Annotated in this window: 16 protein-coding genes; 5 read left to right on the forward strand and 11 right to left on the reverse strand. The window is 69.7% G+C overall.

Going from position 1 to position 18,932, the window contains the following annotated elements:
* Nucleotides 1–382 precede the first annotated feature (382 nt).
* A complete protein-coding gene (locus AB0C02_RS26060) occupies nucleotides 383–1,666 on the reverse strand; it encodes a low temperature requirement protein A (protein WP_357551570.1) in 1,284 nt (427 codons plus the stop codon).
* A 160-nt stretch (nucleotides 1,667–1,826) separates the two neighbouring features.
* Here AB0C02_RS26060 and AB0C02_RS26065 point away from each other — a divergent pair, with 160 nt between their 5' ends.
* Nucleotides 1,827–1,997: a hypothetical protein gene (locus AB0C02_RS26065; RefSeq protein ID WP_357551571.1), complete on the forward strand. Its 171-nt coding sequence runs from the start codon at nucleotides 1,827–1,829 to the stop codon at nucleotides 1,995–1,997.
* A 102-nt stretch (nucleotides 1,998–2,099) separates the two neighbouring features.
* A complete protein-coding gene (locus AB0C02_RS26070; protein ID WP_357551572.1) occupies nucleotides 2,100–2,606 on the forward strand; it encodes a transposase in 507 nt (168 codons plus the stop codon).
* Between the two features lie 372 nt (nucleotides 2,607–2,978).
* Here AB0C02_RS26070 and AB0C02_RS26075 read toward each other — a convergent pair whose 3' ends face one another.
* The gene (locus AB0C02_RS26075; protein WP_357551573.1) at nucleotides 2,979–3,125 is read right to left on the reverse strand and encodes a hypothetical protein; all 147 of its coding nucleotides are present in this window, start codon (nucleotides 3,123–3,125) and stop codon (nucleotides 2,979–2,981) included.
* Between the two features lie 102 nt (nucleotides 3,126–3,227).
* On the opposite strand from AB0C02_RS26075, the gene AB0C02_RS26080 reads away from it, so the two are divergent.
* Nucleotides 3,228–3,674: a hypothetical protein gene (locus tag AB0C02_RS26080; protein ID WP_357551574.1), complete on the forward strand. Its 447-nt coding sequence runs from the start codon at nucleotides 3,228–3,230 to the stop codon at nucleotides 3,672–3,674.
* Between the two features lie 930 nt (nucleotides 3,675–4,604).
* Here AB0C02_RS26080 and AB0C02_RS26085 read toward each other — a convergent pair.
* The 3 genes from AB0C02_RS26085 to AB0C02_RS26095 all read right to left on the reverse strand — a co-directional run bounded on the left by AB0C02_RS26085 (nucleotide 4,605) and on the right by AB0C02_RS26095 (nucleotide 8,080).
* A complete protein-coding gene (locus AB0C02_RS26085) occupies nucleotides 4,605–5,054 on the reverse strand; it encodes a hypothetical protein (RefSeq protein WP_357551575.1) in 450 nt (149 codons plus the stop codon).
* Complete coding sequence (locus AB0C02_RS26090) at nucleotides 5,051–5,512, reverse strand: Asp23/Gls24 family envelope stress response protein (RefSeq protein ID WP_357551576.1); 462 nt, start codon at nucleotides 5,510–5,512, stop codon at nucleotides 5,051–5,053. The genes AB0C02_RS26085 and AB0C02_RS26090 overlap by 4 nt, the downstream gene beginning before the upstream one ends.
* Nucleotides 5,513–6,844: 1,332 nt before the next feature.
* Nucleotides 6,845–8,080 (reverse strand): hypothetical protein, encoded by a 1,236-nt coding sequence (locus tag AB0C02_RS26095; RefSeq protein WP_357551577.1) that lies wholly within the window; start codon nucleotides 8,078–8,080, stop codon nucleotides 6,845–6,847.
* A 176-nt stretch (nucleotides 8,081–8,256) separates the two neighbouring features.
* Here AB0C02_RS26095 and AB0C02_RS26100 point away from each other — a divergent pair, with 176 nt between their 5' ends.
* Nucleotides 8,257–9,810 (forward strand): NAD(P)/FAD-dependent oxidoreductase, encoded by a 1,554-nt coding sequence (locus tag AB0C02_RS26100; RefSeq protein ID WP_357551578.1) that lies wholly within the window; start codon nucleotides 8,257–8,259, stop codon nucleotides 9,808–9,810.
* Nucleotides 9,811–10,478: 668 nt separating this feature from the next.
* On the opposite strand, the gene AB0C02_RS26105 is transcribed toward AB0C02_RS26100, so the two are convergent.
* From AB0C02_RS26105 to AB0C02_RS26115, 3 genes are all read right to left on the reverse strand, one after another.
* Nucleotides 10,479–12,062 carry a glycoside hydrolase family 43 protein gene (locus AB0C02_RS26105; protein WP_357551579.1) on the reverse strand — a complete coding sequence of 528 codons (1,584 nt, stop codon included), beginning with the start codon at nucleotides 12,060–12,062 and terminating at the stop codon, nucleotides 10,479–10,481.
* A 285-nt stretch (nucleotides 12,063–12,347) separates the two neighbouring features.
* Nucleotides 12,348–12,536, reverse strand: a complete 189-nt coding sequence (locus AB0C02_RS26110) for a glycosyltransferase (protein WP_357551580.1) — start codon at nucleotides 12,534–12,536, stop codon at nucleotides 12,348–12,350.
* A 245-nt stretch (nucleotides 12,537–12,781) separates the two neighbouring features.
* Nucleotides 12,782–13,711: an acyl-CoA desaturase gene (locus tag AB0C02_RS26115; protein WP_357551581.1), complete on the reverse strand. Its 930-nt coding sequence runs from the start codon at nucleotides 13,709–13,711 to the stop codon at nucleotides 12,782–12,784.
* Nucleotides 13,712–14,557: 846 nt separating this feature from the next.
* On the opposite strand from AB0C02_RS26115, the gene AB0C02_RS26120 reads away from it, so the two are divergent.
* Nucleotides 14,558–14,824: a hypothetical protein gene (locus AB0C02_RS26120; protein WP_357551582.1), complete on the forward strand. Its 267-nt coding sequence runs from the start codon at nucleotides 14,558–14,560 to the stop codon at nucleotides 14,822–14,824.
* Between the two features lie 584 nt (nucleotides 14,825–15,408).
* Here the strand turns inward: AB0C02_RS26120 and AB0C02_RS26125 are convergent.
* The 3 genes from AB0C02_RS26125 to AB0C02_RS26135 form a co-directional block, all read right to left on the reverse strand.
* The gene (locus AB0C02_RS26125; protein WP_357551583.1) at nucleotides 15,409–15,531 is read right to left on the reverse strand and encodes a hypothetical protein; all 123 of its coding nucleotides are present in this window, start codon (nucleotides 15,529–15,531) and stop codon (nucleotides 15,409–15,411) included.
* A gap of 472 nt (nucleotides 15,532–16,003) precedes the next feature.
* The gene (locus tag AB0C02_RS26130; protein ID WP_357551584.1) at nucleotides 16,004–17,554 is read right to left on the reverse strand and encodes a hypothetical protein; all 1,551 of its coding nucleotides are present in this window, start codon (nucleotides 17,552–17,554) and stop codon (nucleotides 16,004–16,006) included.
* On the reverse strand, nucleotides 17,551–18,921 hold the full coding sequence (locus tag AB0C02_RS26135) for a tetratricopeptide repeat protein (protein ID WP_357551585.1): 1,371 nt from the start codon (nucleotides 18,919–18,921) through the stop codon (nucleotides 17,551–17,553). The genes AB0C02_RS26130 and AB0C02_RS26135 overlap by 4 nt, the downstream gene beginning before the upstream one ends.
* Between the last annotated feature and the right edge of the window lie 11 nt (nucleotides 18,922–18,932).

An 18,932-nucleotide genomic window follows, 5' to 3' on the forward strand; every position in this document is an offset into this window, starting at 1 on the left:
TCTGCGACATCCACATCGGCCAGACCACACCCTGACCACAACCGCACCCAAACCCCGGCCAGTCAACCCCCGAAGGACTTACGGCGCGGACCACTTAGTCCAAACACGACGGAGGCATACGGGATGGCCACTCAGACTCAGCGCCCTTCCAATCCTTGTGCTGGCCGCATCGTCGTCAGCGGGGTCAGGGCGTGGGCGTACCTCGCTGGGGAGAGAACCGGTCATGCCGAGCACCGCCCGAGCCTTGACCCGCGCCGCCGGCGACCGCGCGAAGGCCGCCGGGATCCCTACACCGTGGCCCGCGAACAGCTCCTGCTGATCCGGCAGCTCGTCGACGAGCCGGAGCCGGCCCCCCACATCACGGCAGCCCGGGCCGGCCGGGTCACTCGCCCTCGTCGGGTTCGTTCGGCTCGTGCCAGCGGGCCCGGTAGGCGGCCTCGTGCGCCTCGTGGCTGGCCCGTTCCTCGAGGATCAGCCTGCGCAGCGCCGTCCGGCCCTCCTCGAAGATCACCACTTCCGCACCCACCATGCCCACGCAGATCACGGTCAGCAGGGCGAGGGCCCCGAGCGCCGGCAGCCGCTCGGCCAACGGGATGCAGACGGCGAGCAGCCCCACCGTGCCCACCCGGGTCCAGCTCACGGTGTGCAGGATCCGCAGTTGGAACAGCATGCTGCCGCAGAGGTAGAGGATCACCCCGCCGAAGAGCAGCGCCACGGCGGGGCCGAGCGCTGGCCCCCAGTCGGGGATCTGCGGGTTGGTGATATCACTGACGATATCCTCGGCGCCGAGTGCGAAGAGGATGATGCCGGCGATCATCGGCAGGTAGCAGTACCCGTAGGCGTCCCGGGCCATGGTGATCCGGGGTCCGTCCTCCGCCGCGTGCAGGGCGATCCGGGCGGCCGGCCCGATCATGTCGTAGTGCGCCCACCAGAGCGCGGCGGTGAAGAAGATGCCGAGCACCGCCGCCGCCACGGCCGCTGCGGTGGGCGGCTGCCCGATGAGGTTGCTCCCGACGCCGACCGAGATGACCGATTCGCCCAGGGCGATGACCAGGATCAGGTCGTACCGCTCGGTCCAGTGCTCCGCCGAGGCGAGGCCCCCAGCCCAGCTGCCGGTGAGTAGGCCGGTGCCGTATTGGAGCAGCACGACCAGGGCCCACAGCCCGTCTCGGACGAGTGGTGCCGCGGCGGAGCCGTGTATGGCCAGAGGGATCAGCGCCGCGGCGAGCAGGAGCAGGGTGCTGCCCGCCATCTCCGGGACGAACCGCATCAACTGCCGGCGCTCGTTCGGGCTGTCCCGCACTACGTACAGGTAGAGCAGCACGTGCACCAGGCGGACCACGATGTAGCTGACCGCCGCCACGATCGGCCCGGCCGCGCCCCGCACGTCCTGGAACGCCTGCGGCAGCGACAGGGCGAAGGTGAACAGCGCCGCCATGCCGACCGTCATCAGCACCGGCACGAAGCCCTCGCCGAGCCGGACCCGGGCGGCGACCGCGCTGTGCACCACCCACGACCACCAGAGCACCGCGAGGACCAGCAGGGCGTGCAGCAGCGCCCCGACGGTGATGTCCCGCGCGGTGGCCCGGGTGATGATGAAGAACGAGAAGACGAAGACCAGGTCGAAGAAGATCTCGAACCGGTCCACCCGAGCCGCAGGGGCCATCGGCACCACAGGCCCGAGGCGCCCCCGCCACCCAAAGCCACTCACCCGACGAGTCTTTCAGCGACCGCGCGCTCCCGCGCCGGATTCCATCTCCCTCAACCCCGGATACGCTGCGTATACCGAAAAGCACCCGAACACCCCAAGCGCCGTAGTCCGGTCAATGCATCGAGGGGCGCTGTGGCCGCTGGCGTTGGGCACCGAGTACGTGGCGTCATGGACCGGCTGGCCGGTGCCCGGCCTCGGCCGTTCCCGGATAGGCCAGCTGACCCGCCGGCGCACCGAGTTGACCGTCGCCCGGGGGCAGAAGATCCAGCGCCTGGAGAAGAGCTGAAGGACACCGGCATGAAGCTGACCAGCGTCATCAGCAACGTTGTCGGAGTCACCGGCCGTGCCATCGTCGAGGCGCTCATCGCCGGCGAACGCGAACCCGCAGGTGCTGGTCAGCTTGGCTGTGGGACGGGCGCGGAAGAAGATTGCCGACCTCGTCAACGCCTTGGACGGCACCTTCACCGATCATCATGCCTGGATGTGCCGGCACTACCTGGATCAGATCGACCATCTCGACCGGCTAATCGTGCGAATGGACGAGCGGATCGCCGCACTGACCAAGGATCGCGATGACGACCTGAAACAACCTCGACACCCTGCCCGGCGTGGGCCGCCGGGCCGCCGGGCCGCCGAGGTGATCCTCGCCGAGACCGGTGGCGACATGGCCCAGTTCGCCACCGGGCATCTGGCCTCCTGGATCGGGGTCTGCCCGGGCATGAATGAGTCGGCCGGGTCAACACGTCTGGAAAGACCCGCGACGGCAACGCCAACCTCAAGCGCATCCTCGGCGTCGCGGCGCTTGCGGCGCTGCGAGACAAGGACTCCTACTACGGGGTCTACTACCGGCGCATCGCCGCCCGCCGCGGCGGCAAGAAGGCACTCGTCGCAGTGATGCACAAGCTGGCCATCGCGATCTGACACATCCTGCGCGACAAGACCGTCTTCCGTGACCTCGGCGCAGACTACTTCGCCAAACGCGATCCCGAACGCACCATGCGCCGAATGCAACGCGAAGCCAACAACCTCGGCCTGACCATCCGCTTCGAGCCGATCCCCCAGGCCGCTTGACCAGGTCAAACCCGTTGTGGTCACTCACATTTTCGTGTCAGGTTCCGACCCTTGTCCTCGTCACCCCGAGTGCGCGGCGTGGGCGCGCGGTGCGGGGCTCGGATTCTGGCCGGCGGGGTCGGCCACCTGCGAGGGTAGACCGACCCACCGACAACCGGGGCAAGAGCCGTCCCCGGGCTGGAAACTACGGCCGGGCCTACGAACGGGCGTCGTAGTCGAGCGCGCCGGCCAGCTTCGCGAGGTCATCGGTTGCCTCGACGGCGTGGGTGTAGGCGCTGAGCGCGGCCACCGTGGGGGGCGGAGGGGGCGCCCGCTCGGGCCTGGTGATGGCACCGCAGGGCATCAGTGGTGGTGGTCCTGGGGCAGCTCTACCCAGGCCCGGGGCCGAGTCCGCCTGCTGGCGCAGGCCTATCGAGGTGGACGCGAGCCCGTGTATGTTGCCTCGATGAGTCGAGAGGATCAAGCCTCCGCCGCCTCCTTCGGCAGCCGCGCGGTGTTGTCGGCGCAGATGCTGCTGTTGGCCTTCTGCCTGATCGGCAGCTTCGGTGTGCTGCTCGTGGCCGCGCTGCACACCGGCGATCTTTTGGCTGTGCTCGATCCGCAGCTGGAACGGTTGGGCGACCCAAAGGATTCGCTTCCGCCGGTCGGCCCGGACTCGCCGTGGAACCCGCTGCTCTGGGTGTTCGAGCTCGGTCGGGTGGTGGCGATGTTCGTCTTCCCACTCGCGTTCGCGGCCTTGGTCCTCGGGGTGGTGGCCCTGGCCCGCACCCGGTGGATCGGCGACCGGAAAGCATTCGGCTGGCTCGCCATCAGCACGGCGGTGTGGTTCGCACTGGCGGCGCTCGCGCTGACGCCGTACGGCACGCAGCTACACGTCTGGCTGCTCGACTGAGCCATGAACCCCGCAGACGGCGCAATCCGTCAGCGTTGCTGCGGTGGTGCGGGCGGGTGGCCGTCGTCCTGCCTGCCTGCCTGCCTTGATCATCGAGTACTCGGGATGACGAGCAGCCGGTATGCTGCGGAGCGATCATGACCCATGAGGAGTGCGATGAGCGGCGGCATGCAGGGGCAAGGCTCGCGGGAGGGAGGTGGCGATCCCGGTGGGCCGTCCGCGATCGTTCCCCGCCTCCGCCCCGTCTGTTAGCAGTTGGGACTGGCCCCTGGCTGGTGCGGCCAAACAGTCCCGGCGCGGCGGGGGTAAGCGGGTAGCAGCGACGCTCTCCACTGCGGCAGGCGACGATTTCAGGCACGTACCGTGCCCGACGACCGGGACAGCATGACCGGCACCTCCTCCGGGTTTGAGTGGACGGCGCACCGGAACAACTCGGACACGTGTCGCGGGTCGTCCATCGCCGCCCCCGCCCAGGGGTGTGCACCCTTCGAATCGAGACAACGCCGCCACGCTAAGCAGCGATGGCCCGGGCGGGCATCTATATTTCAGGGCGGCCGTGGACACATGTCAGGCGGCGACGTCGGTGCGGCCCCACCGCCCAGGCACTCCCCGCAGCGTCAGATGCCGGACGTTTCGGGGCAGGTGCGGGTCGACGGCGAGCGCGTCGGGGCCGGGTGAGAGTCCGAGGATGGTACGTAGCAGGAGCAGCGGGGTGCCTGAGGCCCATGCTTGTGGTGAGCAGGCGGTCGGGTAGCGGACGGGTACACCGGTAAGGTTTCGGTCAGCGCCTACGAAGACTTCGGGTAGACGGTGGCGGAAGTGGCGGGCGGCTTCCAGCAGGGCCACCGCGATCCGGCAGGCCTGCGCGTGCCGGCCATAGCGTGCCAGGCCGGCGGCGATGGTCGGAGTGGTGGACCCAGTCCGCCCAGGTCAGCGCCCTGGTTCTCGCGGCGCCAGATCGCCATCTTCAGCGCGTCCAGGGCCAGGTCGGTGTAGAGGCTGGTGGCGACCTGCCAGCCGACGATCATGCGGGAGTACACGTCCAGCACGAAGGCGGCGTTTCCCGGCCCGAGGCGGGTCCTCCAGATCGGCGATCGCCACATCGACCCGACGACCGGCGGCCAGTGGCGCCACCGCCGCCCGGACCTGGCCGGCGAGTTCTCCGGCGGTGACCCCCCACCGGCTCCGGACCTGGACCACCACGGCGTCGGCGTCGACGGCCACGCCCTCGACCCGGCGACCGGGCAGATAGGCGGTACGACCTCCCATCCAACCCGCGGTCAGGCCCACCACGTCCGGACAGGCGCGGGCCGCGGCCGCGACGGCGTCCACGTCGACACCGTCGACCACCGCGTCGCGCTGCCCAACAATGGTGGTCATGACACCCGCGGCTCCTGCCGTTGGCCGTCGGCCTCGGGCAGGTGCACGTCATCGATGCTGATGTTGACCTCGGCGACGTTGAGGCCGGTCATCCGTTCGACGGCCGTCTTGACGTTGCGCTGGATGTTCCGCCCCAGATCGGCGATGCTGACCCCGTACTCGACGATCACGTCCAGGTCGATCGCGGCCTCGTTCTCGCCGACCTCGACGCCGACCCCCTGAGACACGTTCGGCCCGCTGCTGCCGGGAATCCGCTCCCGGATGGCACTGAACGCGCGCGTGCCCGCGTTGCCCATGGCGTGCACGCCCGCCACCTCCCGGCACGCCATCCCGGCGACCTTCTGCACCACGTTGTCGGCAATCATGATCTTGCCGTCTCCGCTGGTGAGCCGGTTCTGGCGGGCTGACTGGGCGCCACCCGCACGTCCAGCCTGCTCGGCCCTGGTCTCCTGACTCATGAGGCTGCCACTCCCTCGGATACTCGTCGACCCGGCGCGTTAGACGCTCTTCAGCGTGAGGGGTCTCACGGCCATCCAGACGCCTTTTGAGCGATGCATACCCCTTTCGGAGCACGCAGAGAGCTGCGACCATGCCGGCGACCTGTCGCCGCTGTCGCGCGAGGCACCCTGGCGCCCCGCAACATCTCACCCATCTCCCGCGGAGATGGTCTTCAGCGCGGCACTACCGCTGGCGCCAATGACTACTCGACGACCTCACTATCAGAGACATTGGAGGCGGTGCATGCCGCCATCATGGAGCACACCTACCTCCCGATCATCATCCCGCCGAGGCGATCACGGTCATCCGCGCGGCCTCGCATGCCTCTACGCCGGACAGCCGACCCCGAACACCGGCACCCGAAGAATCGGGCGGGTTGGGTGTTGGCGACGGGGCGGCGGGCAACCACTGCTGTAGGCGGCGGTTCCGGTTAAGGACCGCCGCCCCGTCACGCGCGCCGAAGGTATGGCGGCAGGATGCTGGGCCTACCGGCTCGTTGCCCTTCGTGCGGTTGGTCAAGCGGCGGGAGCGGGCGAGAAGTGCGCCCGCCGCGCCAACGCCGGTGACTCTATCTATCCACGCTCACTCCTCCGGGCGTCGCGCGGCCGGTCACCCTTTCGCGTGACGACCGGTCGCGGGCAACGTTCGCCGCCTCGGAACCTGGCACTGCCACACCCCGAACGGGTCCCTCGCCACCGCCCACCTACAACGCGACGGCACCGCGCCCCACATGAGCTGCCGTTATGGCCAGCGTTTGCCCGCGTCACAGCGATCCGTAACTTCGCCACTGACCGATGTGTCATGGCCGTGGCTCTGCCGGGGAACCGGTGTGACGAACCTGCTCGCCGACTGCGCGCAGGTGATCGCCTCGGCTTGGGGCCGGGTGGTGCTCTGCCCCGACACCGACCTGTGCGGGCGGTCACCGGCGAGGTGAGTGCTCTGCTGTGCTGTGCTGGGTACTGACCGCCTGCAACCCGGCCCTGCGGTGCGTCGAAGCCGGCGACGCAGCGGAGGCGATGCACCGGACACTGTCCATGGCCCGACCGGGCGATGCGATCCTCGTGCTGTACGAGAAGCTCGACCCGATCCTGTCGCTTGCTGCACACGATGGGCGCCACCTCAGCCGAGGAGCCAGCCCCGCTGATCCCCGAAGCGACAGACGCCGCAAGGTGACACGGCGGTCCATGGCCCAGCTCGATCCCGCTCTGTCGCCACATCCGTGGCAGGTGCGGGCCCGCTCAGTCGCCGGTTCGGGCCGGTCCGCCGCTGGCCCGCACGCCAATAAAAGGCGGTCAGATGATGAAGTGGTTCCAGTAGGCAAGCCAGGTCACGAAAAGCACACCCTGGAGGAGGGCCAGGCCGGCGGTCAGCCACCGGTCGAGCGTTGCGTGCCGGGCCCAGCCGGCCAGCACGAGCGCCACCGGGAAGGCGGCGAGCAGATAGCGCAGCAGACTCTTGTACACCGGTGGTCCCATCGACAGCGGCACCAGCACCATGATCAAGCCGTATACGACGTAGGGTGGGCGGATCCGGCGGACGCCCGCGACCACAACGACCAACGTCAGGACGGCGGCCCCGACCCGCAGGGCGTCCGCGAGCGACCGCCCGGCCAGGCCGTGCCACAGCACGCCCAGCGGGTTCTGCACGGTGACACCCCAGCCCTCCCTCTGGGCGTGCTGGTAGGCGAACCAGTCACCTCCCTGCCACCGGCAGAACGCCATGAAGACGAGCCATCCCGACGGCAGCAGCAGCAGCGGCCAACCGGCGCGGATGTACCCGGACAGCGCGCGTCGACCGAACCGGAAGTCGTGCTGGCTCAGCAGCAGCAAGGCGAGCGGCACCACGACGAAGAAGCCGACCGAGCGGCTCAGCGCCAGGAGGAACCCGACCACGCCGACGAGCAGCCAGCGCCGGCGCTCGGCATAGTGGAAGGCGGCGAGCGTCAGGCACAGGAACAGCGACTCGGTCAGCGCCGCCTGGAACAGGAACGCGGTGGGCAGCAGCACGAGATACCGGACGAACCGGCGGGCCATGGCGTCGTCGCCGAGCAGTCGGTCCCCTAGCCGGTGGGCGTAGTAGAGCATCAGCAGGAACGCCAGGTTGGCTACCAGCAGCAGCGCCACCGCGGTGTGCCCGCCCAGCAGTGGGGCCAGCGCCCGGCCCAGGAACGGGTAGAGCAGCGGGAAGGCGAACTCCTGCCAGGGCCGGTCCAGTGGCAGCCGGGACAGGTGGTCGTAGAGGAACGAATCCCAGGCGAACCAGAGCGAAAGCCAGCGATGCGGGGAGATCGCCCGCTGTTGGTGGCGCATCATCCACTCGTCTGCAGGCGGAGTCCAGGACACCCGGTCGAAGGCGTTCAGCGCGAGCATTCCGACCAGCGTGAGCAGGATCTTCGTACCGAGGAACACGGTGACGGCGAAGCGCCAGGGCGCCGGGACCCGGTCGGCGGCTGCCGCCACCCGGTTCCGCGTGGCGGCGGCGCGCGCGCCCCGGCGCCCGGCCCCGACGGCCCGCCACCTGTCCCCCACAGCGTCTCCCGATCGCGCCGGACGAGCCGGGCGACCCGGCCCGGACGGTGGCACATCCCCCTTTGGCCGCCCTTGATACCTGAGCGGGCACGCTCACCGGCGGCCGGACCGGGTGATTCGGCGCGCACGGCGGGTAAGCGGAGCGCCCGGATCCGGAAGCAGGGGGCGGAACAGGCATGGACGAACAGCGGGACACGGTGGTCATCGGCGCAGGGCCTGCCGGTCTGACCGCGGCGTACGAGCTGCTTCGGCGGGGTGCTCCGGTGCGGGTGTTCGAGACCGACGAGGTGGTGGGTGGGATCAGCCGCACGGTCGAGCGGGACGGCTGGCGCTTCGACATCGGTGGCCACCGGTTCTTCACCAAGGTGTCCCGGGTGGAGGAGTTCTGGCACGAGATCCTGCCGGATGAGGACTTTCTGCTGCGGCCCCGGATGAGTCGGATCTACTACCGGGGCGCGCTCTTCGACTACCCGCTCAGCGCGGCCAACGCCCTGCGCAACCTGGGCCTGCGGGAGGCGGTCCTCTGCCTGGGTTCGTACGCCCGGGCCCGGCTGCGCCCGCCCAAGGACCAGACGCATTTCGAGGGCTGGGTCTCCGCCCGCTTCGGGTGGCGGCTGTACTCCATGTTCTTCAAGACGTACACCGAGAAGGTCTGGGGCATACCGGCCGACCGGCTCCAAGCCGACTGGGCCGCGCAGCGGATCAAGAACCTGTCGCTGTCCAAGGCGCTCGGCAACGCGCTGGTGCCTCGCCGCAGCCGCACCGACGTCACCAGCCTGATCGAGGAGTTCCAGTACCCGAAACTCGGCCCCGGCATGATGTGGGAGCGCTGCGCGGAAGAGGTACGCCGTCGCGGCGGCCGGATCGAGCTGGGCAGCTGGGTGACGACGGTACACCGCGACCCGCAGCGCCGCCGGGCGATCGCCGTCACGGTGGACGGCGTGGGCGGACAACGCACCGTGCCGGCCGCGCACGTGATCTCATCGATGCCGATCTCCGAGCTGGTGGCCGCGCTGCGCCCGCCCGCGCCGCCGCAGGTGCGGGCTGCCGCCGCCGACCTGCGCTACCGGGACTTCCTGACCGTCGCGCTGGTGGTGCCGGCCGAGTTCGCGTTCCCCGACAACTGGATCTACGTGCACGACCCGACGGTCCGGGTGGGCCGGATCCAGAACTTCGGCTCCTGGTCACCGCACATGGTCAAGGACGGGCGCACCTGCCTGGGGCTGGAGTACTTCGTCTTTGAGGACGACGAAACCTGGTGTACGCCCGACGCCGAGCTGGTCGCGACCGCGACGGCGGAACTACAACGGCTCGGCCTGGTCCGGCCCGGTGTGGTCGAGGCCGGATACGTGGTGCGGATGCCCAAGGCGTACCCGGTCTACGACGAGCGCTACCAGCACAGCGTCAAGGTCATCCGTGACTGGCTCGCCCGGGAGGTGCCAAACGTCCACCCGGTTGGCCGCAACGGCATGCACCGCTACAACAACCAGGACCACTCGATGCTGACGGCGATGCTGACCGCCGAGAACATCACCTGCGGCGCGAACCACGACGTCTGGTCGGTCAACGTGGAACAGGACTACCACGAGGAGGCCACCGGACGGGACAACCACAGGCGCCAGGGCACCGGCCGCGACGCACCCATCGTCCCGGCACCACCCGCAGCCGTCCTGCCAGCCCTCGGCGGCGGTCCCCGACCGGGGTCGCAGGCTCAGGTACCCCTCAGCTGACCGACTACCGCCGGGCAGGTCAGCCGTGGCACTCAGCCGTTTGGCCGGTACTGGTGCTGGCGTTCGCCATCGTGGCCATCGACATACCGCCGAAGGTTCGGATGGCAGTGGTCAGCTGTGCCCAGCAGACGGCGGACCTCGCCGAGGGTGCGCGGATGAGCCGTCGTGATCGGATCCGCCGCGCCACCTCTGCGCCCGGCCTGCGATGACGGCGATGCCGCCGGCATGGCCTCAGCGGCGGTGTCGGGTGTGCCTCGACACGGGCGGGGGTAGACCGACGCCCCGCACTATTCGAGCCGCGAGGCGGACAATACCCGAGCCCAGGTCCAACCAGGTCGTCGTCATCGCCGGAGCCTCCACCCGCATGCGATCGCTCGTGTGCACCCATTTCGACGGCGTCGCCCTGCCGGCTGCGCATGCCGTGACGGAGCACGGCGCCGGGCGGTGGCGGCCCACCGGTCGCCACGTCAAGGCCGCTGGGCCGTTCTCCGTCGGGAAGGGCCGTGATGGGTGAGACTGTAGCCACGCGCCGGGGCCTGAACTGCAGGGGCGCCACCTGAGACGGCAGGCCCGCCCCTTTTCTGTTCATTCCACTCGTCCGCAAATGGCCACGTGGCTGGGCGCCAGAGAGCTCCTGCCGGGGTGCTGCCGCCGCCCGCGAACCCGGATCACGGCGCAACGATCGTCTCTCCCGCACGGTCCGAGCCGGTTCCATGTTCCCGGGGCTCGTAGTCGAGCCAGTCGAAGTGGACGGTCCCAGATGCGGCGTACATGCCGATGACGCGGCCGGTGAAGCCGCCGGCGACCTCCGTCGACAGGTAGCGGCCATCGAGTTCGGCCAGCACCACGACCCTGCCGTCCGCCTGCTCGACGCCGAACCGGAGCACGTCGGGTCCCTTGCTGGGGTACCAGTCCTCGCGCGATGAGTCCAGCGCCTCGACCCGGAGGCGGACCGGGCCGGCCGCGACCGGTCGGGTGGCCACCATCGACAGCACCGATCCGATCCGCGCGACGACCCGGACCTGGCCGTCGCCCGCCTCGATTTCGTAGTGGTGTCGCTCGTCGAGGCGTACGGCGAGCCCGCCGCACCCGCCGGTCGGGTCGATCAGGGTACGGACGCGGCACGACAGGTGCTGCTGGCGGCGGCCGACGAAGGTGATGTCGGGGGCGTCCAGCGACGCCCCGCGCGCCCGTAGCGTGAGCCAGCCCGGGCGTTCCGCCAACGACCAGCTATCAGCGGGCCGGGAGCGCACCGAGGCCCAGCGCGGATGCAGACGGTCGTCGTCGAAGTCGTCCCGCGACGGCGGCACCGGGACCGGGCGGGCGGTCCATGACGGCGCGGCCATGACCGGCGCGACCTCACTCACCACCGGCCAGCCGTCGATCCAGGTCACCGGCGCCAGTAACGTCTCCCGCCCGAGCACGTGCCAGGCCGGGGTACCACCACCCGGGCGTACGCCCAGCAGCACCATCCACCACGACCCGTCGACAGCCTCGACGAGGTCGGCGTGACCGGTGTTCTGGATCGGCTTGTTGGTGCCTCGGTGGGTCAGGATCGGGTTGGCCGGGCACGGCTCGTACGGGCCATCAGGCGCCGTTGCGCGGGCGATCGAGACGGCATGTCCACGTTCGGTGCCGCCCTCAGCGATCAGGAGATACCAGTAGCCGCCGACCTGGTACAGGTGCGGCGCCTCCGGGGCCTGCGCCCCCGGGGCGCCAGACCACAACCGGCGGGGCCGGCCGAGGGTCTGCCCGGTCCACGGGTCGATGCGCACCTGTTCGATCCCGGCGTAGGTGCACCAGCAGGTGCCATCGTCGCCCCAGGCGAGGTCGGGGTCGATGCCGGCCAGTCCCGGCACCCACACCGGATCCGACCAAGGGCCTGCCGGGTCACTGGCGGTGCAGATCAGGGTGCCGCCACCGTCCGCGACATTGGTGACGATCAGCCAGAAGCGCCCGTTGTGCTGCCGCAACGTCGGCGCGTATACGCCGGCGGACGCCGGCGTCGTCACCGGCAGGTCCAGCTGGCCCGGCCGGTCCAGCACGTTGCCGATCTGCTCCCAGTGCACCAGGTCCCGACTGTGGAAGAGCGGCACGCCGGGGAAGTACTCGAAGCTGGAGCACGCCAGGTAGTAGTCGCCGCCGACCCGGCAGACACTCGGATCGGGATGCAGACCCGCGATCACCGGGTTGGCGAACGTACCGTCGGCCCAACCACGTACCCCGGCCGCCGCCGCGCGGGTTCGCGCCATCGTCAACATGTGCCTCCCGGGTTCGAGAATCGTTCCCCGGGCCGGGTGATCGCGGGGTGTCCCGTCGGCGGCCCTCGTCGTCGGTCAGGAGGTCAGCGGCGACAGCCAGTTCGCGCCTGGACCGCCAGGGCTTTCCCGAGGCGTACGGAAGAACGTTTCTGACCAGAAAGTAGTGGCGGTTGACGATATCGTCAATGGCCTCTGCCCCACTGTCAGGACGATCAGGGGCTCAGCTCGTCCGCCGCTCTTCGCGACGAATCCATCCCGGATGGTGGGCGTCCAGCGTCAACGTCGCGTTGTACCGGTCTCGGCCTGGAGCCTCTCCCTCGCCGGGCAGATCACGTGCACCTCGTGCCCACGGCCAAGCAGCCCGGTGGCGAGCCGGTGGGTGAAGTTCGCCGCGCCATTGACATCCGGCAGGTAGGTGTCCGCGCCGATGACGATGCGCTGCGGTCGGGGGCGGGGTTCGTTCATGACGGACTCCAGTCATGGTGCAGGCCGGCCGAACGGGTGCCGATCTGGGCGAGGTGAGGAAAGGGGACGGAACGGGTGATGTGCAGCACGCCCACCACAGCCACGGCCGAACAGGTCAGCCCGGTCGCGTAGCCCGACCAGCAGTCCGGCCCACAGTTGGGCGGGCCGCCCCGCCTCGGCGAAGGGCGCCTGCAGCCGCCTCGTGTTGCAGGCGCGCGCCCGCGCACAGCAGTAGTGGCCCTGGTTCAGTTTCTGTCGGCAGACAGGGGTTGGGTTGGTCGCGTGCCGACTGTCCGCAGGTGCTGCAGCGCTTGCGCCCACGACCGGGTCAGCGTGGTCTCGTGGTAGGAGACGCCGTGCTCTGTGCAGAATCGGCGGATCAGTGGCTGGGCGCGACGCAGGTTCGGTCGAGGCATGCTGGGGAAGAGGTGGTGCTCGATCTGATAGTTGAGCCCCCCGAGCAGGACGTCGATGAGCCATCCACCGCGCACATTGCGAGAGGTCAGCACCTGCCGCCGCAGATAGTCGAGGCTGCCGGCTTGGTCAAGGATCGGCATGCCCTTGTGGTTGGGCGCGAACGAGCAACCCAAGTACAAACCGAACAGGCCCTGGTTGACCAGGATGAACACGATCGCCTGCGGAATGTCCAGGAGCAGGAACACGGCCGTGAGGTAGCCGCCGATGTGCAGGGCGAGCAGGCCGGCCTCGGCCGGGCGGTGCTTGAGCCGGCCGCGGCCCAGCACGGCCTTGACGCTGTTGACATGCAGGTGCAGGCCCTCCAGCAGCAGCAGAGGGAAGAACAGCGTGGCCTGGTGCCGGACGAACACCGCGCCGAGACCGCGCCGCACCTCGGCCTGCCCTGGGGTGAACGACAGGGGCGCCACGACGATGTCCGGATCATGCCCCTGAGTGTTGGGGTGAGCGTGGTGCCGATTGTGCTTGTCCACCCACCATCCGTAGCTGAGACCGATCAGCAGGTCGCCGAACACCAAGCCGACAACATCGTTGGCGCGACGGGAGCGGAAGATCTGCCGATGCCCGGCATCGTGGCCGATGAACCCCGCCTGAGCGAAGACCACCGCGAGGACCGCCGCGACGACGGTCTGCCACCACGAGGGCCCGAGCCGGACCAACACCACGCCCGCGACGCCGAGACACCCGAGCACCAGCCCCATGCGTAACGCGTAGTACCCGGGCCGCCGGTCGAGGAGACCAGCACCCCGCACCAGGCGGGACAGGTCGCCGTACTCGCTGCCCCGCTCGCTGCGGGCACCAAGATTCGTGTCGCTCACCCTCGTTACTCCCGTAAGCCGCACCAATCGGCATGTCCGGTCTGGCGGGCGCCGTCAGCCGCAACCGGCCAGGCACAGGTCTCACTGGGCGTCCCACCATCCGCGAGACCGCCATCGATGCTGATCCCGCCCCAGCAGGCTCTACCGCACACTGCGGCTCCCGCTGCCTCCGGCGCTCAGCCACCGAACCGTTCGAAATTCCCGCGAAGCGCCGCCCTCGTCGTGTCACCGTTGGCGCGGTGAACGACGTGATCGTGGTTGCGTGTAGTCCCGAATGAACACGCGGACCAACCCGGCAGGTCCCGGCTCCAGTCTCACTCATGGCTGCCCCTCCTACACGGGAAACGGCAGCTCACCCAGCGGCCGTGGCGTAGTGGCCCGCGTGATTGCCATACAAGTCCGCCGATTAGGTGCATGGCCTCGGCGGTCGAGTCGGACAATCAAGGCCATGCAGGCACGTTGGGCTCAGGGAATAGTCGTGGGGCGCAGAAGAAACCCAAGCGTTCGACAAGCGTTGATCCTCGCCTTCGGGGCGGGGGCGTTGGCCGGGGCGGCGGGCACGCTGACGCTGCGGCTTCGCAGGCAGGGGGGCGACATCCCGGCGGCTGATGTCGCCGGCCATCTCGACACCGCCTTCCCGTCTCCGGTCGGACGTTCCGACGGACCCTCGCAGGGCTTGGTGACCGCGCCAGCGCTGCAGCAAGGCTGACGCGGCCATCGGCAACCCAGATGACCCGCACGGTCAGCCAGAAAGCCTCCCAGCGCGCCGCGGTCGCGAAGCAGAAGACCCGCCAGGCCGTGGCCGCGGCACGCCGCTCGGCCGCAGCCGGCACCCAGACCACCGGTAAGGCCAAGTCCGCCGCGGTCACCACCGCACGTGCCGCAGCAGCGAAGGTCGGCACCACGGTACGCGCCAAACCCGTACCGTTCCTCACGGCCGCCGGCGCCGCAGCCGCCCTCGCGGTCGTGGCCTACCGACGCCGCCGGACGCAATGACCAACGGCTCGGCCAGACAGCCGCAACAACTGATCGGCCATGCGCGCAGCGCAGAATGCGTAGCGCCTCCCCGTCACCATCGACACCTGGCACCGGCAGCCGGTCGGCGTCCAGACGCAGTGCGGCCAGCACGGCCAGGTGGGCGTCGATCGGTCGGACTTGCCCTTGCCCCGGCGCTGCCTGCGCGCACCGGCCCGCCGGCGGCGGAAAGCGAGCGCTAGCCCCGCGCTAGCCCCACCCCCGTAGCTGCGGCTGCTCTCGAGCGAGACCGCACCCGTCGGCACCGGCCCGGATGGAGTCACCGAGCGGCGCCTCTGACGGATCATGCCTTCGGCGGACAGGCTTCTGAATCAGGCCAACGCGGTGGGCCAGGCCGGTGCTGGCGACCGGGGACGGGTCAGAAGAAGGGCCCGCACAAGCGGCCAGACGGATCCGTAGCGAGGCACCCGGTACGCCGACACCGGTCCTGGCGGCAGTCCACCCAGAACCGCTGCACGCTCCCTCCGTCGGACACTCCCGGGCGTGGCTTGCCTCACGTCCCGGGCACCGTGTTGGTACCGGCGGGGTGCCGCCGTTGTGGTGATTCAGTGAGGCAGCTTTTGGCGGAGGTGCTCGACCTGGCGTTCGAGGCGGTCAATTGCCTGTTTGTTGTTGACAACGGTGGCGACATCGGTGGCGAAGGCGATGGCTAGCAGGACGGCGATCACGCTGAGGACCAGGCCGCCGATCGCGACTTGTGGCCGGTGACGCCGGGGCGTCGGGTCATCCGTAGTGCCACGACGCCGAGGATGAGCCCGATGATTCCTAGCACCAGTTTCACGGGGGCGAATATGGTGGTCAGCACGCAGACCAGGGCGGGGACCCCGAACATCAGGGCGAAGGCGGCGGCGGAGCTTGTCTTCGCCGCTGCGCCGGGGCCAACCCGTTCGAGCTCGGGGTGGCCACCAGGGCTTTTGCAAGGCCGGTGTTTGCGCCATTCAGAACATGCCCACCGCGCGCCGTTCCGGCTGGCCTTCCCGGTGCGGGGTGAGCCGCTGCTGCAGGCCGACAGGAGTGCTCCTCGACCTGGATCAGGGTCGTCTCGCCGCGCTGGCGCCGGTCGTGCGGTTGGCCGCCGTCCAGCGTGCCCCTGTTCGTCAGCGACGAGGCGCCGATGATCGACGTACAGGCTGTCAAGACCTAGAGCGACCCGACCGCTCGGAGCGTCAGGGTGACTCCGAGGGCGAGGACGAGGGTTGCGGTGAGGATGGGGGTGGCGGTGGCGAGGCGGCCGGGCCACGCGCCGGACCATGGTGGCAGTTTCGCTGTGCGCAGTCCGTTGTGCAGTCGGACGAGTAGTAGTCCGGCCAGGGTGAGGGTGGCGGCCATGCCGAGGCCGTAGGCGATGACGAGGAGAACGCCGAACCAGGTGCGGCCGAGCGCGATGGCGCCGAGTAGGACGATCAGCGCGGATGGGCTTGGGACGATTCCGCCGGCTATGCCCATGCCGAGCAGGCCGGCCCGGCGGGGTGGAGCATGTCGGTGGCCGTGGCCGTGGCCGTGGCCGTGGTGGTGATCGTGGTGAGACTTGCCGTGGTCGTGGTGGTTGCTCGTGGGATTGTGGATCTGGGTGTTGGACTCGTGGGGCGAGGCGGATCCGACGAGCGCGGGAGCGGGGCTGGGTTCGCGGGGTCGCGGGCGGCGGGTGAGTGCTGATTTGAGTAGGGCGGCGCCGATGGCGGTGATGAGTAGTCCGCTGATGGCGCCGAGCCAGCCGAGGATGAGTTCTCCGGCGAGGCTTGTCGCGGTGGTGAGGAGCAGGCCGACGGCGAGGACGGCGGCGGTGTGGCTGACGGTGACGGTGGCGCCGACGGTGACGGCGTCGCGGTAGGTGCCGCGCCGTCCGGCGATGTAGGCCGCCATGATGGTTTTGCCGTGTCCGGGCAGCATCGCGTGGGCGGCGCCGAGGAGCAGGGCCAGGGCGATGCCGAGTATCCCGGCCAGTGGGGTGAGCCGATGTGCGCCGGTGAGCGCGTTGAGTCGGTTGCCGAGGGCGCCTACCGAGCGGACGAGGGGCCCTGCGAGGGGGATGGTGACGGCTCCGGTTGCGGTGGTCCCTGTTCCGGGCGTGGTGGTGCGTAGCCGCACCGAGCGCTGGTTCAGTGGTGAGGACAGCAGGTCATCGGGATACTTGCGTAGTTCGTCGCTGATGCTCGTGGTGGGTACGGGTGAGCTGTTGATGCCGACGCCGTCGCCGTTTGCGGTGATCTCGTGCCAGCCGATGCGGTCGGTTTGGAATCTGTCCTCGATGTTGATCGTGGTGGGTTGGCGCAGACTAATCGTCGTTGTGAGGTGGCATTCGAGGCGGGCGGTGGGCAGGTTCGCCGCGCCGGGCCGGTAGGTGAAGGTGCTGGCGGTGACGTGCCAGGTGAGGGTCCGGCCGGCGGCTTCGGTGTGCAGGGTGTTGGCCATCGCGGTGCAGGTGGTGGCGGCGTAGGTGGCTTGTTCGTTCGGGCTGACGGTGCCGTCGCCGTTGCTGTCCACGGCGGGTTTGTGTTGCAGGGTGGGTATCTCGGCCTCGTCGAGGACGGCGAGGTCGTCGATCCGGTCGGGGTGGAGCCGTAGGCCGTGGTAGTGGTTGACGGTGAAGTTGCCCAGGGGGTGCGCCGCCGCGGGTGTGGCCTGGCAGAGGCCGGCGCCGACGGTCAGGAGGGTCGCCGCGAGCGTGATCGTGCAGATGTGGCGTTTCATCGTTGGCCGCCGAGTTGGGTGAGGAGTTGCTGGGCAGCCGGCGCCTGGATGATGTCGAAGTACGGGTTGATGGTCAGTGCCTGGTGCAGGTCTTGTCGGGCTCCGTCGAGGTCTCCGACGGCGGACCGGATGGCTCCTCGGTGGTAGTAGATGCTGGCGTTGCGCCAGCCGAGGGCGGTGGCTTGCTCGGCGTAGGTGAGTGCCTCGGTGTGGTGTCCGTTGCGGTGCAGGGCCCAGGCCATCGCGTCGGCGGTCCAAACGGTGTGTCGGGTGGCCCATTCGGCTCGTGCCTGCGCGAGGGCTTCGGCTGGCTGCCCGTGGTCGGCGAGGAAGATCGCCGCGGTGAGGTGGTCGGTCACCCCGTTGGCGGCGAGGAGTTGCCGGGCGGCGGTGACCAGGTCGTATTGCTGTTGCGCCTGGTGGAGCTGCCCGGCTGCGGCCAGGTGGTCGCCGTACTCGGTCAGCAGTTCGGGTAGTGGAAGGGCCTGCACGGCCCGGGCGTAGTCGGCGAGGGCTTCCGCGGTCTGTCCGAGCGCGGCGCGTGCTCTCGCCCTGCCGGCGTAGAGCTGCTGGTAGGTGGGGTCCGCGTCGATGCCTGCCTCGTATTGGCGCAACGCCCCTTGCGGGTCGCCGTTGTTGAAGGCCAACTCGCCCAGGTAGTACCGGCAGAAAGCGATGTCGGCGGCGGCGGTGGCGGCGGTCAGCGCGCGGTTGAGGGCGTCTCGGGCTTCGCTGGCCTGTCCGTGCAGTTCCAGGTCGTATGACGCGCGGGTGAACGAGGAAACCCCGGGCTCGACGTCGAGCATGCGTTGCACGTGCGTGCGTGCCCCGTCGGCGTCACCGAGTTGGGTGAGCGAGTCCACCAGCACCCCGTGGACCGTGCCCGCGTACGGGTTGAGGGCCTCGGCGCGGCGGCCCCAGTCGCGGGCCGTGGTGAAATCGTGGCGCGCGTTGGCGAGCGCGCCCATCCCGACCATTGCCTGCCAGTTGGTGGTGCTTTCCAGTTCCAGGGAGCGGCGCAGCGCGCCCTCGGCCTTCGGGTAGTAGGACGGGTCGGCGGTGATCCGCGCCTGCTGGACGTAGGCGGAGCCGAGCCGGGCCCAGGTCGGCCAGTCGTGGGGAACATGTTTGAGGCGTCGCTGCGCGGCCGTGATCGCCGACTCCAGAGCCGTTGAGGTGCGCCCGCCGGTGGTGGGGCCGGCCGGTGGCGCCGCGGGACGACGCTGACCGGGCAGGGAAGTGGAGACGATCGGCGTGCCGACCAGCAGCACCACTGCGGTGAGCAGCAGAACGATCGACAGTCGGTTGAGTTTCGGCAGTGTGGCGATGAGCGGACGCACTCGACCGGGGCGGCGCGGCGGGAGCACGCCAGGAGCCT

It is taken from the genome of Micromonospora sp. NPDC048999, assembly GCF_040649295.1.
Classification (GTDB): Bacteria; Actinomycetota; Actinomycetes; order Mycobacteriales; family Micromonosporaceae; genus Micromonospora.